15 protein-coding genes and 1 pseudogene are annotated in these 14324 nt (G+C 61.1%); 3 read left to right on the top strand and 13 right to left on the bottom strand.

Annotation, left to right across the window (positions count from 1 at the left end; translation table 11 throughout):
- Window positions 1-9: 9 nt before the first annotated feature.
- Window positions 10-1275, bottom strand: coding sequence for an Hsp70 family protein (locus BMZ10_RS17435; protein WP_093464941.1), 1266 nt, complete (start codon window positions 1273-1275; stop codon window positions 10-12).
- A gap of 298 nt (window positions 1276-1573) precedes the next feature.
- On the opposite strand from BMZ10_RS17435, the gene cbpA reads away from it, so the two are divergent.
- Together cbpA and BMZ10_RS17425 are read left to right on the top strand one after the other, a co-directional pair.
- Window positions 1574-2524, top strand: coding sequence for a curved DNA-binding protein (gene cbpA / locus BMZ10_RS17430; protein ID WP_093464936.1), 951 nt, complete (start codon window positions 1574-1576; stop codon window positions 2522-2524).
- A 2-nt stretch (window positions 2525-2526) separates the two neighbouring features.
- Entirely contained in the window at window positions 2527-2826 is a 300-nt protein-coding gene (locus tag BMZ10_RS17425) for a chaperone modulator CbpM (protein ID WP_093464933.1), read from the top strand.
- Window positions 2827-3229: 403 nt separating this feature from the next.
- On the opposite strand, the gene BMZ10_RS17420 is transcribed toward BMZ10_RS17425, so the two are convergent.
- Both BMZ10_RS17420 and BMZ10_RS28340 read right to left on the bottom strand, forming a co-directional pair.
- On the bottom strand, window positions 3230-4363 hold the full coding sequence (locus BMZ10_RS17420) for a sensor histidine kinase (RefSeq protein ID WP_093464930.1): 1134 nt from the start codon (window positions 4361-4363) through the stop codon (window positions 3230-3232).
- 180 nt (window positions 4364-4543) lie between these two features.
- A pseudogene (locus tag BMZ10_RS28340) lies at window positions 4544-4660 on the bottom strand (hypothetical protein); the annotation flags it as partial.
- 239 nt (window positions 4661-4899) lie between these two features.
- Here BMZ10_RS28340 and BMZ10_RS17415 point away from each other — a divergent pair.
- On the top strand, window positions 4900-5256 hold the full coding sequence (locus BMZ10_RS17415; RefSeq protein WP_093464927.1) for a thioredoxin family protein: 357 nt from the start codon (window positions 4900-4902) through the stop codon (window positions 5254-5256).
- Between the two features lie 44 nt (window positions 5257-5300).
- Here BMZ10_RS17415 and ureC read toward each other — a convergent pair whose 3' ends face one another.
- The 10 genes from ureC to urtB form a co-directional block, all read right to left on the bottom strand.
- On the bottom strand, window positions 5301-7001 hold the full coding sequence (gene ureC / locus BMZ10_RS17410; RefSeq protein ID WP_093464923.1) for an urease subunit alpha: 1701 nt from the start codon (window positions 6999-7001) through the stop codon (window positions 5301-5303).
- A 128-nt stretch (window positions 7002-7129) separates the two neighbouring features.
- Window positions 7130-7435, bottom strand: coding sequence for an urease subunit beta (locus BMZ10_RS17405; RefSeq protein WP_093464920.1), 306 nt, complete (start codon window positions 7433-7435; stop codon window positions 7130-7132).
- Window positions 7432-7968 (bottom strand): GNAT family N-acetyltransferase, encoded by a 537-nt coding sequence (locus BMZ10_RS17400; protein ID WP_093464917.1) that lies wholly within the window; start codon window positions 7966-7968, stop codon window positions 7432-7434. Before BMZ10_RS17400 ends, BMZ10_RS17405 begins: the two co-directional genes overlap by 4 nt.
- A 29-nt stretch (window positions 7969-7997) precedes the next feature.
- On the bottom strand, window positions 7998-8540 hold the full coding sequence (locus tag BMZ10_RS17395; RefSeq protein ID WP_093464914.1) for a GNAT family N-acetyltransferase: 543 nt from the start codon (window positions 8538-8540) through the stop codon (window positions 7998-8000).
- A 28-nt stretch (window positions 8541-8568) separates the two neighbouring features.
- On the bottom strand, window positions 8569-8871 hold the full coding sequence (locus BMZ10_RS17390) for an urease subunit gamma (protein ID WP_093464911.1): 303 nt from the start codon (window positions 8869-8871) through the stop codon (window positions 8569-8571).
- A 195-nt stretch (window positions 8872-9066) separates the two neighbouring features.
- Window positions 9067-9912 (bottom strand): urease accessory protein UreD, encoded by an 846-nt coding sequence (locus tag BMZ10_RS17385; RefSeq protein WP_093464908.1) that lies wholly within the window; start codon window positions 9910-9912, stop codon window positions 9067-9069.
- Window positions 9913-9959: 47 nt separating this feature from the next.
- Window positions 9960-10658: an urea ABC transporter ATP-binding subunit UrtE gene (gene urtE / locus BMZ10_RS17380; RefSeq protein WP_093464905.1), complete on the bottom strand. Its 699-nt coding sequence runs from the start codon at window positions 10656-10658 to the stop codon at window positions 9960-9962.
- A gap of 143 nt (window positions 10659-10801) precedes the next feature.
- Window positions 10802-11656, bottom strand: a complete 855-nt coding sequence (urtD, locus tag BMZ10_RS17375; RefSeq protein WP_093464902.1) for an urea ABC transporter ATP-binding protein UrtD — start codon at window positions 11654-11656, stop codon at window positions 10802-10804.
- Window positions 11653-12732 carry an urea ABC transporter permease subunit UrtC gene (gene urtC / locus BMZ10_RS17370; protein WP_093464899.1) on the bottom strand — a complete coding sequence of 360 codons (1080 nt, stop codon included), beginning with the start codon at window positions 12730-12732 and terminating at the stop codon, window positions 11653-11655. Before urtC ends, urtD begins: the two co-directional genes overlap by 4 nt.
- Complete coding sequence (urtB, locus tag BMZ10_RS17365; protein ID WP_093464896.1) at window positions 12732-14321, bottom strand: urea ABC transporter permease subunit UrtB; 1590 nt, start codon at window positions 14319-14321, stop codon at window positions 12732-12734. The genes urtC and urtB overlap by 1 nt, the downstream gene beginning before the upstream one ends.
- Between the last annotated feature and the right edge of the window lie 3 nt (window positions 14322-14324).

The following is a 14324-nucleotide window of genomic DNA, read 5'->3' as shown; positions in this document are numbered from 1 at the left end:
GTGCACATCTCAGCCATAACGTTTCTTCGCTTCGATCGCCAGGCCGCTGCCGATGCTGCCGAAGATATTGCCTTCGACATGTCGGGCGTTGGGCAGCATGGCCGACACGCTGTTGCGCAGCGCCGGAATGCCGCTCGAACCGCCGGTGAAGAACACCGTGTCGACATCCGTCACACCCACCCCTGCGTCGCTCAGCAGGCGGGTGACGCTCTCGCGCACACGCTCCAGCAACGCATCGATGGATGACTCGAACAGCTCGCGGGTCAAATCGACGTTCAGGCCGGTTTCGATGCGGTCCATCGGCACGACGCGATTGGCAGCGTGGGTGAGCTGAATCTTGGTCTCTTCCACTTCCATCGCCAGCCAGTGCCCGGCGCGCTGTTCGATCAGTTTGAACAGGCGATCGATGCCCAGCGTGTCCTCGATGTCATAGCGCATGCTACCCAGCGCCAGCTGCGACTTCTGCGAATAGACCGAGTTGATGGTGTGCCAGGTCGCCAGGTTGATGTGTGTACTGGTAGGCATGTAGGCGCCGCTTTTCATCCGGCTGCCGTAACCGAACAGCGGCATTACGCCTTGCAGGCTCAGTTGCTTGTCGAAATCGGTCCCGCCGATGTGCACGCCGCCGGTGGCCAGGATATCGCTCTGGCGGTCATCGACCAGCCGACGCTGCGGGGACAGGCGTACCAGCGAGAAGTCCGACGTACCCCCGCCGATGTCGACGATCAGCACGAGCTCTTCACGCTCAAGCGTCGACTCATAGTCGAAGGCAGCCGCAATAGGCTCGAACTGAAACGAGACCTCCTTGAAGCCGATCTTGCGTGCGACCTCGGCCAGGGTGTCCTGGGCTTCCTGATCGGCCGCAGCGTCGTCATCGACAAAATGCACCGGGCGACCCAGTACCACGTGCTCGAACGACTGACCGGCTGCCGCTTCCGCGCGCTTTTTCAGCTCGCCGATGAACAGCCCGAGCAAGTCCTTGAACGGCATCGCGGTGCCCAGCACGCTGGTGTCGTGCTTGATCAGCTTGGAACCGAGCAAACTCTTGAGCGAGCGCATCAGACGGCCTTCGTACCCTTCCAGGTATTCTTGCAGGGCCAGCCGGCCATAGACGGGGCGACGCTCCTCCATATTGAAGAACACCACCGAAGGCAAGGTGATCTTGTCGTCCTCCAGCGCGATCAGCGTTTCCGCTCCTGGGCGCAGCCAGCCGACCGTGGAGTTGGAGGTGCCGAAGTCGATGCCAAGGGCACGGGCTGGGGATGAGGTGCTCATGTTCTGCGTTCCGGTCAAAAAAACGGCCGCGCAGTGTATGCGAGTGTGCGACGGATTCGTAGGGCGCGACGTCGGTTTTTCGCGCATCGGGCGTCTATTTCACAACGACGGCTTGAATCAGGGGCCGGCACCCCCAATCTTGCAGGCAACTCTTCATTGCATTCGGCCCGGTTTGAAACTTGTTTCAAGCACGTGAGGCCGTGTGCCGATAACCTTGCAACATTCAGCGCGACCAGCGTTCTCATCTGGTAACGCGGTAGGCAACTGTGCTGGATACTCCGGAATGGGTGACCGTTAGATGGACTTCAAAGACTATTACAAGATATTGGGCGTTGAGCCGACCGCGGACGAGAAAACTATCAAGACCGCCTATCGCAAGCTCGCGCGCAAATATCACCCCGATGTCAGCAAAGAGCCTGGCGCGGAAGACAAATTCAAAGAAGCGTCCGAGGCTTATGAAGCGCTGAGCGACCCTGAAAAGCGCGCCGAATACGACGACATCCGCAAATACGGCCAGCAGGGCCGGTTCCAGCCGCCTCCGGGGTGGCAGGGGCGCGGCGCCGCAGGCGGCGGATTCAACAGCGGCGGTTTCGAGGGCGGAGACTTTTCCGATTTCTTCAGCTCGATCTTCGGCAATCGTGGGCAACAGGGCGGGCGTACGCGCAGCACCGGCCGTAGAGGGCAAGACGTGGAAATGGAACTGGCTATATTTCTTGAGGAAACGCTGTCGACCGAGTCCAAGCAGGTCAGCTTCAAGGTGCCGCAGCACAGTGCCAATGGTCAGCGGATGGCCGATATCACCAAGACCCTGAACGTGAAGATCCCGGCCGGCGTCACCGATGGCGAGCGCATCCGGCTCAAGGGCCAGGGTGCACCGGGCATCGCGGGTGGTGAGAACGGTGACTTGTACCTGACCATCCGACTGGCGCCGCACCCCAAATTCGATGTCGAAGGCCATGATCTGATCATCACGGTGCCACTGGCGCCGTGGGAAGCGGCGTTGGGCGCGAAAGTGGCGGTGCCGACGCTGACAGGCAAGATCAACCTGACCATTCGTCCGGACAGCCAGAGCGGCCAGCGACTGCGGGTCAAAGGTAACGGTCTGTTGAATAAGCAGGGCCAGCGCGGCGATCTGTTTGCGCAGTTGAAGATCGTCATGCCCAAGTCCACCGATGACGCCACCAAAGCCCTTTGGGAGAAGCTGGCCGACAAGGCCGCATTCGATCCGAGGGCTCACTGGAGTAGCTGATCATGAGCGATACCCTGGTCGTAGACATGCAGGAATTCTGTCAGGTGGTCGATTTGCCGGCCGCCTTCGTCATCGAGATTGTCGAGCACGGCATTCTCGAGCCCCAGGGACAGCGACCGGACGATTGGGTGTTCGACACCTATTCGTTGTCGGTCGCCAAGCGCGCGGTCAAGCTTCACAACGATCTGAAAATGGAATGGGACGGGGTGGCGCTGGCGTTGAATCTGTTGGACCAGCTCGAACAGGTGCGCGCCGAAAACCGCATGCTCAAGCAGCGACTGGGACGGTTTCTGGAAGGCTGAGGCGTTCTGCTCTTGTCCTGAAGTCGGTCCTACAGGTTGAGCGCGGTGCACCCTGGGTTGCGCAGCGCAGGACCGCGGTTGTACGCGGGAAATGCGGTGTAGGACCGGCTTCAGCCGGGAAGCGGCCGTTTGGCGCACCATCATATTTGCGGCGTGACTCCCTGCGCTTTCCCGGCTGAAGCCGGTCCTACAGGTCGAGCGGGGTGCACCTGGGTTACGCAGCGCAGGACCGCGGTTGTACGCGGGAAATGCGGTGTAGGACCGGCTTCAGCCGGGAAGGGGCCGTTTGGCGCACCATCATATTTGCGGCGTGACGCCCTGCGCTTTCCCGGCTGAAGCCGGTCCTACAGGTCGAGCGCGATGCACCCTGGGTTATGCGGCGCGGGAGTGCGCGTTTTCCAGATCAGGCTCTCTTCGGTAACACCACCATAAACGTGGTCCCGTCGCCGAAGTTCGAGGTCACGGTGATGCTGCCGTTATGAGCGTTGACCACTTCCTTGACGATGTACAACCCCAACCCCAGGCTGGTGGAGGGGTTGCGGGTGCCAGCTTCTTCGTTGAGTGAGCGCACCAGCGGATCGAAAATGCTGCCGATCGCCTCTTGAGCAATGGGTTCACCGTCGTTATGCACGGAAAGGCTGACGTGGCTTTCGCTGCCCACCAAGGACACGGTGATCTTATGGGTCGAGGCGCCGTGTTGCAGGGCATTGCCGATCAGGTTCCGCAGCATCTGATCGATCCGTGAACGGTCCCAGTCGCCCTGAGTGTCGCCACTGCTGGTGAAATCAGGATCGCAGCCAGGATGCCCTGCGCTGGCTTCATCGATGGCGTCGCGGCAGGCCACGGTCATCTCCATCGGCTTTCGCTCGATGGGCAAAGACACGCCCAGTCGGCTGCGGACGAACTCCAGCAAGTCGCTGACCATTGTTGCCATGTGCCGGCTGCTGCTCTTGATCCGGGTCACATAGGCCATATCGGCATCGCTCAAACCGGCTTTGCGCATCAGAATTTCCGACGACATGCTGATAGCCTGCAGGGGCGCGCGCAGGTCGTGACCGAGAATCGCGAGAAAGATGTCCCGAGAGCGGGTGACGCGATCGGCATAGGCCGCAGTGGATTCGGCCAACGCTTCGTCGATGGCCTCGTTGAACCGGATCATGTCAGAAAAGTGGCTGATCTGCGGAGCGCCCAGGCTTTCAACCCAGAAGCGAATCACGGTGGCACGCAAGTGCCGGAACTCGGAAGTCATCTGCACCAGATCAAAACCGACCGTGTGACGAAGCTCGCCATGACTGGCGGCTGCCTGATCCAGCGTGGGCGACTTGCCGACGTCCTCTCCCTGAGCCTTGGCGATCTGTTCGGCCTGGGTCTGCGCGGTATTCATGTCCCGCGCCGCAGCAAGCAGGATCGCCTTGGCGTGGTCGCGCAGCTCCACCGAGCTCATCGAATCGGCAGCCGGCGTCAGCGTTGCGGCAAACGTTTCCCATTCGTCGACGATACGGTCCACGTTCCCAACAATGAAATCGGAAAGACGCATGGGGGACTACCTTGCTGGTGGGGCGATGAGGGGCGAGGCGGCCATCTTAACGCCATGTTGTTGCAGGAAGTACAACGGATTTAATGACCAGCGCAACACGCTGTAGCAGCACGGCTTGCCAGCGGGGCGTTCTCGGGATCGCTGCCGCCGGCGAGCCAAACTGCTGAGGGGTGCGCGTTGGAACAGGAAATACCGCTGCGCCATCGGCAGCACGCCTGCCCGCCTACCCCACAACAGCACGCCGTCGGCCTTGACCTGACAGGCCTGCGGATCGACGTCGATCTTTGGCAGGTCGTCGTAGCTGGTATGGCGCAGGGAAAGGCCGGTCCATCCCGGCGTGATGTTGTGCCAGCAAGAACAACGGGTTTTCGCCTGGGGTACTGTCATTTCTGACAGTAGACGGAGCGTTCCTACAGGCTTACGGTTAAACCGCACAGCGTGCCCGAGGCAGTGGCAGGCAGGACGATTAGTCCAGATACAAGCATGGATGTTGTGCAAACGGAGATTACCAATGGCTTGGCAGCGAGGAACTGATCATGGACGTGACGACATTAACTGACGAAAATTTTGACCAGAATGTGTGGCTATCACCCTTTATCACCCAAGGTGGCGCGGTTTCCGTGGTGCTGTTTACCAATGGGGTCAAAGCCAGTGGTGACGAGAAGAAGAAAGCCAGCGAACGGATGAGCGATGTCCTGACGGAGCTCGCTGCAGATTATAAGGAGAAGGTAGGGCTGAAGTTCTTCGAGGTGAATTTCGCAGCTAACAAGGAGATTGCTACTCGCTACGACGTTCAGTCGGCTCCCACCCTTCTCCTGTTGCAGATAGAAGAGGTGATAGGCGGTTACATCAAAGAAGACATCAAGAAAAAAATCGATAAAAAGCTGGAGTAGAGGAGACGCGCTACGTCTCCTCCGCCGTCGGTCAGAACAGCCGGTCAGAACAGAAAGTACCGCTGCGCCATCGGCAGTACGTCGGCAGGCTCACACCACAGCAACACGCCATCTGCCTTGACCTGGTAGGTCTGCGGATCGACGTCGATCCTGGGCAGATAATCGTTGTGGATCAGGTCCGCCTTGGTGACGCTGCGGCAGCCTTTGACCACGCCGATCTGTTTCTTCAGGCCCAGTTGCTCGGGAACGCCTGCGTCCATTGCCGCCTGGCTGATGAAGGTGATGCTGCTGGCGTGCAGCGAGCTGCCGTAACTGGCGAACATCGGGCGGTAGTGGACGGGTTGAGGTGTCGGGATCGACGCGTTGGCATCGCCCATCAAACTGGCGGCGATGGAACCCCCTTTGAGGATTAGCGTCGGTTTGACGCCGAAGAACGCCGGGCGCCAGAGCACCAGGTCGGCCCATTTACCGACTTCGATCGAGCCCACCTCGTGACTGATGCCGTGGGTGATCGCCGGGTTGATCGTGTATTTGGCGATGTAGCGCTTGGCGCGGAAGTTGTCGTTGCCTTCGCCGTCGCCCGGCAGCGGCCCGCGCTGGCGCTTCATTTTGTCAGCGGTCTGCCAGGTGCGCATGATCACCTCGCCGACGCGGCCCATGGCCTGACTGTCAGAGCTGAGCATCGAGAACGCGCCCAGGTCGTGAAGGATGTCTTCGGCGGCAATGGTTTCCCGACGGATGCGGCTCTCGGCGAAGGCCACGTCCTCGGCGATGCTCGGGTCCAGGTGATGGCAGACCATCAGCATGTCCAGGTGTTCGTCGATGGTGTTGCGGGTGAACGGCCGGGTCGGGTTGGTCGAACTCGGCAGCACGTTGGGGAAGCCGCAGGCCTTGATGATGTCCGGCGCGTGACCGCCACCGGCGCCTTCGGTGTGATAGGTGTGGATGGTGCGATTCTTGAACGCGCCAAGAGTGGTTTCGACGAAGCCGGACTCGTTCAGGGTGTCGGTGTGAATCGCCACCTGAACATCGTATTGATCGGCAACACTCAGGCAGTTATCGATGGCCGCAGGCGTCGTGCCCCAGTCTTCGTGGAGTTTGAGGCCGATGGCGCCGGCTTTCACTTGCTCGATCAACGGTTCCGGCAGGCTGACATTGCCCTTGCCGGTGAAGCCGATGTTCATCGGGAAGGCTTCGGCGGCCTGCAGCATGCGTTTCATGTGCCACGGTCCGGGCGTCACGGTCGTTGCATTGGTGCCGGTTGCCGGCCCCGTGCCGCCGCCGATCATCGTGGTCACGCCACTCATCAGCGCTTCTTCGATTTGCTGCGGGCAGATGAAGTGGATGTGCGTGTCGACGCCGCCAGCGGTGAGGATCATGCCTTCGCCAGCGATGACTTCGGTTGATGCGCCAATGGCGATCGTGACGTCCGGCTGTATATCCGGGTTGCCCGCTTTGCCAATTGCAGCGATGCGGCCGTCCTTGAGGCCCACGTCAGCTTTGACGATGCCCCAGTGATCGACGATCAGCGCGTTGGTGATCAACGTGTCGACCACTTCGGCGGCGAGTAACTGGCCTTGGCCCATGCCGTCACGAATGACTTTGCCGCCGCCGAATTTGACTTCTTCGCCATAGACAGTGAAGTCCTGCTCGACCTCGATCCACAGGTCAGTGTCCGCCAGACGCACACGGTCGCCGACGGTAGGGCCGAACATGTCGGCGTAGGCTTGTCTGGAAATTTTCATGCTGCATCCTTAGATGTGTTCTGGATGACCGCAGCGCGGCCTATCGCGAGCCACCTCACTCCTACAGGGCGTTATGTGACTTGTAGGAGTGAGCTTGCTCGCGATGACGTCAGTTCAGAGGACGAAGATCAGAGATTCCCCATCACGCGTCCGGCAAAACCGAAAACCCGCCTCAATCCGGCCAGGTCCACCAGCTCGACCTCGCGCGCCTGACCCGGCTCGAAGCGCACGGCGGTGCCGGCGGGAATGTTCAGGCGCATGCCGCGACTGGCCGCGCGGTCGAAAGTCAGCGCGTCGTTGGTTTCGAAAAAATGGAAATGCGAGCCAACCTGGATCGGCCGGTCGCCGCTGTTGGCCACGCTGAGGGTGATTGTCCGGCGTCCGGCGTTGAGCTCGATCTCGCCGGGCCGGATCTGGTATTCACCTGGAATCATGCGCTCTTCCTCGACAGTAACTTGTAGTAAATGGCGGTAGCGTGATAGTCGCCGTCCGGATTGCAGGCGTAGTCCGGGAGTTTGCCGGACAGTTCGTAACCCAGCGCGCGATAGAAGTCTTCCGCAGGCGAACCCGCGAGGGTGTCCAGATACAACAGGCCGCGCTGGTGCTGCTGCGCGGCCTGCTCGACAGCGTGCATCAGTTGCGTCGCCAGCCCTCGACGGCGCGCGTGATGGAGCACGAGCAGTTTCTGCACTTCGGCGCGGTTCAGGCCATTGGCCTTTTGACAGAGGGCCAGTTGCACCGTGGCCAGGACCTGCTCTTCCTGCACCACTACCCACATCAGTACCTTGCCTTGTTCCACCTCTGTTTTGATGCCCTCCCACCAGCCGTAGGCCTCGTCGGCGCTCAGGTCAGCCATGAAACCGACTGACGCGCCGTGATGCACTGCGTCCAGTAACAGCGCCACGAGGCCGTGGCGATAATGCGCAAAGCTTTCACTGGTGACACGTCGTAGCTGAGCGGCGTTCATGAGCAGAAGTCCTTTCAGAGGGGAACGGATCAGGTGTTTGAAGGGGCCTGCGATGGCGGGGCGGACGCACCCGGCGACAGGTCCAGCTGCATGAAAGTCAGGTCCAGCCAGCGCCCGAACTTGGTACCGACCTGCGGCATCTGGCCGGTGGTGATGAAACCCTGGCGCTCGTGCAGGACGATCGACGCTGCATTCCCGCTTTCGATGGCGGCGACCATCATGTGTTTGTTGCAGGCACGCGCCCGTTCGATCAGTGCACTCATCAGCAGCGGACCCAATCCTTTACCCCGTTGGTCGGCGCGCACGTACACCGAATGTTCGACGGTGTGGCGAAAGCCTTCGAAGGGGCGCCAGTCGCCGAATGACGAGTAACCCACTACCTGTTGAAGGCCATCTATAGCGACCAGAATCGGGTAAGCCTGGGCCTGACGCGCGGCGAACCAGGCCTCGCGATTGGCCAGGTCCACGGGCTGCTCGTTCCAGATCGCGGTGGTGTTGAGAACGGCGTCGTTGTAGATGTCCAGCACGGCAGGCATGTCAGTCAGCAGTGCGTCACGAATCGTATAAGTCATGTTCGTTTTCACTTGTTCCAGAGACGTATCAGGCAATCGGTTGGTGCACGGTGACCAGTTTGGTACCGTCCGGGAAAGTCGCTTCCACCTGAATTTCCGGGATCATTTCAGGGATGCCGTCCATTACTTGCTCGCGGGTCAGCAGCGTGGTGCCGTAGTGCATCAGTTCGGCAACGGTCTGGCCATCGCGCGCGCCTTCCAGGAGGGCTGCGGAAATGAACGCCATCGCTTCCGGGTAATTGAGCTTCAGACCCCGTGCCAGCCGCCGCTCGGCGACCAGGCCTGCGGTGAAGATCAGCATCTTGTCTTTTTCGCGTGGAGTCAGGTCCATGTTGTTTTCCGTTTCAAAACCAAATAAATGAAAGCGCTGCGACCTCTGTAGGAGCGTGGCTTGTCCCGCGATCGGTTGCGAAGCAATCGTAATTCCTACTGGCCGGGTATGTCTGACACACCGCGCTTTCCGGGCTTGCTGCCGGTCCCCGGCAGATCGTGGGACAAGCCACACTCCTACAAGGGAACGGTGTCGTTACGTACTCCAAATCCTCGGTGCCACCGCCTCCCGACCCAACAGGGCAGGGCGCAGCAGTTTCCATAGTTCGATCAGCCAGGCCCGCGCATGCAGGGCTTCGTCGGCCAGGCAGCGAGCAACGATCAAGCCCGGCAACTGGCTCAAGTCACCGCGTACTGGCGAATGTTCAGCCAGCGCGCGGCAACGCTCCATCAATTCAGTATCGATTTCGCCAGTCACGATCAGCGTCGCGAACACGGGTTTACCGCCCAGGCCGACGGGAGAGTCCAGCAGTCCATCGTCGCCGGTGATGCGCTGGCGCTCGTGCCACAGCAACTTGCCGTCGCGGCGAATATCCAGATGCGCCTGGAAGTGGCCCTGATCGAAGCGCTCGCCGCTGGCCGGGCGTCCCAGTGCAACCACGTCCCAGTAAAGCAGACGGGCATCGCCCTCAAGATCGATCTGCGTCGTAAGTTCGGCCTTGGCCTGACTGAAAACGATCGTCTCCTGCGGCAGCCATTCCAGCGTCGCGCCCGTGGCCACACGGATGTTCAGTTGTTGATACGCCGGGCCCGCTGCGCGATACCACTTGGCAGCGCCCGGGCTGGTCAGTTGCGCCCAGGCATTGGCGCCGACGCTGGCGCTGATGTCCAGACGGTCGCCACCGGCAATGCCTCCGGGCGGGTGGACGATGATGTGCTGACAGACTTCTGGACCTTCGGCGTACAGGTGTTTCTGCACCCGAAGCGGACCTTTGTGACGACGCTGAACAGGTCGCGTGCTGTCGCCGAAGCGCCCATAGCCCAGCTGCAACTCGGCATGCCAGCTGGGAGTGAACAGCGCGGTGTGGGCAGGAAGATTCATGAGTTCATTATCGATTTAGCGGGCGTCTACCTTATCCGATCGGCGCGTCAAATGGTGACCAGACCACGCACGCCTTCGGCCTCCATGTTTTCGCCGCGGCCTTGCTGAATGATTTCGCCCCGGGACATGACGATGTACTGATCGGCCAGCTCAGCGGCGAAGTCGTAGAACTGTTCGACCAATAGAATGGCCATGTCGCCCCGGGCAGCCAGTTTCTTGATCACGGCGCCGATTTCCTTGATGACCGATGGCTGAATCCCTTCGGTGGGCTCATCGAGAATCAGCAAGCGCGGGCGGCTGGCCAGTGCGCGACCAATCGCCAGCTGCTGTTGCTGACCCCCTGATAGGTCGCCGCCACGGCGTTGTTTCATCTGCAAGAGCACTGGAAACAGTTCGTAGATGAACGCCGGGACTTCCTTGGCTTCGGAGCCGGGAAAGCGCGACAGGCCCATCAGCAGGTTTTCCTCGACGGTCAGGCGACCGAAGATTTCACGCCCTTGCGGCACGTAGGCAATGCCCGACTGCACGCGCTGATGCGGCTTGAAACCGGTAATCGGCTTGCCTTCCCATTGCACCACGCCTTCCTTGGCGGGCAGCAGGCCCATCAACACCTTGAGCAGCGTGGTCTTGCCTACGCCGTTTCGGCCCAGCAGGCACGTGACCTCACCGATCTTCACGTCAAAAGACAGACCGCGCAGGATGTGGCTGCCGCCGTAGTACTGGTGAAGCTTTTCGATCTGGAGCATGGCTTGTTACCCAGAAACTTGATGATCGTTCCCACGCTCTGCGTGGGAATGCCGCAATGGACGCTCTGCGTCCCCTCTCTGACGCGGAGCGTCAGCGGATGCATTCCCACGCGGAGCGTGGGAACGATCATCCGTGTTGTCACTCACCGGCCGAGATAAACCTCGATCACTCGCTCATCGGCCTGCACTTCTTCAAGCGACCCCTCGGCCAGCACGCTGCCCTGGTGCAGCACAGTGACGTGGTCAGCGATAGTGCCGACAAAGCCCATGTCGTGCTCGACGACCATCAGCGAATGCTTGCCCGCCAGTGTCTTGAACAGCTCGGCGGTGAATTCGGTCTCGGCATCGGTCATGCCCGCCACCGGCTCGTCGAGCAGCAGCAACTGCGGGTCCTGAACCAGCAGCATGCCGATCTCCAGAAACTGCTTCTGGCCGTGGGACAACAGACCTGCCGGGCGCGAGACCGACGCGGTCAGGCGGATGGTTTCCAGCACTTCGTTGATGCGGTCGCGCTGTTCACCGTTGAGCCTTGCCCGCAGACTGGCCCACACCGATTTATCGGTTTTCTGCGCCAGTTCCAGATTCTCGAACACGCTCAGCGCCTCGAACACGGTCGGTTTCTGGAACTTGCGGCCAATCCCCGCCTGAGCGATTTCCACTTCGCTCATCTTCGTCAGGTCCAGCGTCTCGCCGAACCACGCGGTGCCGTGGCTTGGGCGCGTCTTGCCGGTGATCACGTCCATCAGCGTGGTCTTGCCCGCACCGTTGGGCCCGATGATGCAGCGCAGCTCACCGACACCGATGTACAAATGCAGATCGTTGAGCGCTTTGAAGCCATCGAAGCTGACGCTGATGTTCTCCAGCGTCAGGATGGTGCCGTGACGAGTGTTCAGGCCCGGGCCTGCGACCTGACCCAGCCCGATGGCATCGCGACTGGTGCCGGCGTCGCTGTTAGGGTCCAGCACCGGATCGAATGCCGGGGTCGGAGTGCTTTTCATTGCTCGCCCCTTTTCTTGATCAGGCCGATAACGCCTTTGGGCAGGTACAACGTCACGACGATGAACAGCGCGCCGAGGAAGAACAGCCAGTATTCTGGGAACGCCACGGTGAACCAGCTTTTCATGCCATTGACCAGACCTGCGCCCAGCAGCGGCCCGATCAACGTGCCGCGTCCGCCCAGCGCCACCCAGACCGCCGCCTCGATGGAGTTGGTGGGCGACATCTCGCTCGGGTTGATGATGCCGACTTGCGGCACGTAAAGCGCGCCCGCCAGGCCGCACAACACCGCGCTCAAAACCCAGATGAACAGCTTGAAGCCACGCGGGTCGTAGCCGCAGAACATCAAGCGGTTCTCGGCGTCGCGCACGGCCGTCAGCACGCGGCCGAACTTGCTGCGCGCCAGCTTCCAGCCTACGAACAGACTGCCCGCCAGCAATGCCACCGTGAGCAGGAACAACACGGCGCGAGTGCCTTGGGACGTGATGCTGAAGCCCAGAATGCTGCGGAAGTTGGTGAAACCGTTGTTGCCACCAAAACCGGTCTCGTTGCGGAAGAACAGCAACATGCCAGCGAAGGTCAGCGCCTGGGTCATGATCGAGAAATACACGCCCTTAATGCGCGAGCGGAAGGCGAAGAAACCGAACACCAGCGCCAGCAGGCCTGGCGCCAGCACCACCAGGCACATGGCCCAGAGGAAATGCTGAGTGCCGACCCAGTACCACGGCAGTTCGGTCCACGACAGAAAGGTCATGAACGCAGGCAGACTGTCGCCCGACGCTTCACGCATCAGGTACATGCCCATGGCGTAGCCGCCCAGCGCGAAAAACAGCCCGTGCCCCAGCGACAGCAAACCCGCGTAACCCCAGACCAGATCCAGCGCGAGGGCAACGATGGCGTAACAGAGGATCTTGCCCACCAGCGTCAGCGTGTAGGCCGAGACTTGCAGCGGGTTGCTTTCGGGCAGCAGCGACAGCAGCGGCAGGGCGATCAGCAGGGCGAGGATGACCACGCCCACTGAAATCGTGACTTTGGTGCCAGCGCGTTGCGCGGCGGTGACCATCATTGGCTGGTTCATCAGTCGATCACCCGTCCTTTGAGTGCGAAGAGGCCTTGCGGACGTTTCTGAATGAACAGAATGATCAGCGCCAGGATCAGGATCTTGCCCAGTACCGCACCGATCTGCGGTTCGAGAATCTTGTTGGCGATGCCCAGGCCGAAGGCCGCCGTCACGCTGCCGGCCAGTTGACCGACGCCGCCGAGCACCACCACCAGGAACGAGTCGATGATGTAACTCTGGCCGAGATCCGGGCCGACGTTACCGATCTGGCTCAGGGCCACGCCGCCCAGACCTGCGATGCCGGAGCCAAGCCCGAACGCCATCATGTCGATGCGTCCGGTCGGCACGCCGCAGCAGGCGGCCATGTTGCGGTTCTGGGTCACGGCCCGGACGTTCAGGCCCAGGCGCGTCTTGTTCAGTAGCAGCCAGGTCAGCAGCACCACGAACAGCGCGAAGCCGATAATGATGATCCGGTTGTACGGCAGCACCAGATTCGGCAGCACTTGAATCCCGCCGGACAGCCATTGCGGGTTCGCCACCTCAACGTTCTGTGCGCCGAACACCACGCGGATCAGCTGAATCAGCATTAGGCTGATGCCCCACGTTGCCAGCAAGGTTTCCAGCGGGCGGCCGTACAGGTGACGGATGACCGTGCGCTCCAGCGCCATGCCGATGCACGCGGTCACGAAGAACGCGACCGGCAGCGCCACCAGCGGATAGAACTCGATCGCGCCGGGCGCATATCGCTGGAACATGATCTGCACGACGTAAGTGGCGTAGGCCCCAAGCATCAGCATCTCGCCGTGAGCCATGTTGATCACGCCCAGCAGACCGAACGTAATGGCCAGACCCAGTGCCGCGAGGAGCAGGATCGAGCCCAGCGACATGCCGCTGAACGCCTGGCCGAGAATCTCGCCGATCATCAGTTTGCGCTTCACCTGGGCCAGACTGGTTTCTGCCGCCAGTCGCACCGTAGGATCGGTTTCGACATTGGGTTCCAGCAGGTTTTCCAGCCGCGTGCGGGCCAGCGGATCGCCGGTTTCACCCAACAGGCGCACTGCGGCCAAGCGTACCGTCGGGCTGGTGTCGACCAGCTGCAGGTTCGCCAGCGCAAGGGTCAGTGCCGCATGCACTGCATCGTCCTTCTCGCTGGCGACTTGTTGCATCAGCAGTGGAAGCTGCGCCGGACGTGCACTTTTTTGCAGAGTCAGCGCTGCGGCCAGACGCAATTTCGCGTCTGCCGCAAGCAATTGGTGACTGGCCAGCGCGGTTTCAACCAGACCGCGCAGGCGGTTGTTCAGGCTGATCGTCTCAGGTTCGTCAGGGTTCGGGGCGTCGGCCAGCGCCGGGGCATTGGGGTCGACCGCCGTGAAGGTATCGCCACTCTGGATGAACGCGCGATTGCTGCTGTCAGCGGCGACACGGCCTTCCTGCAGGGCAATCAACAATTCAACGCGCGCCGGATCGGGCCGAGCGGCCCAGGTTTCCAGCAGTTCGGCGCGTTGCGAGGATTCGGCCGCGACAAAGTCACCGGCGTCGCTTGCATGGGCTGCCAACGGCAGCGACAGACACAGCGCGAGAATGAGGCGGTAGAGAAATCTGGGCATATC

Origin of the sequence: Pseudomonas sp. NFR16, assembly GCF_900108875.1 — a bacterium.
Taxonomy (GTDB): domain Bacteria; phylum Pseudomonadota; class Gammaproteobacteria; order Pseudomonadales; family Pseudomonadaceae; genus Aquipseudomonas.
The sequence above is the reverse complement of the archived record's forward strand: the minus strand, read 5'-3'. Positions and strand labels throughout refer to the sequence as shown.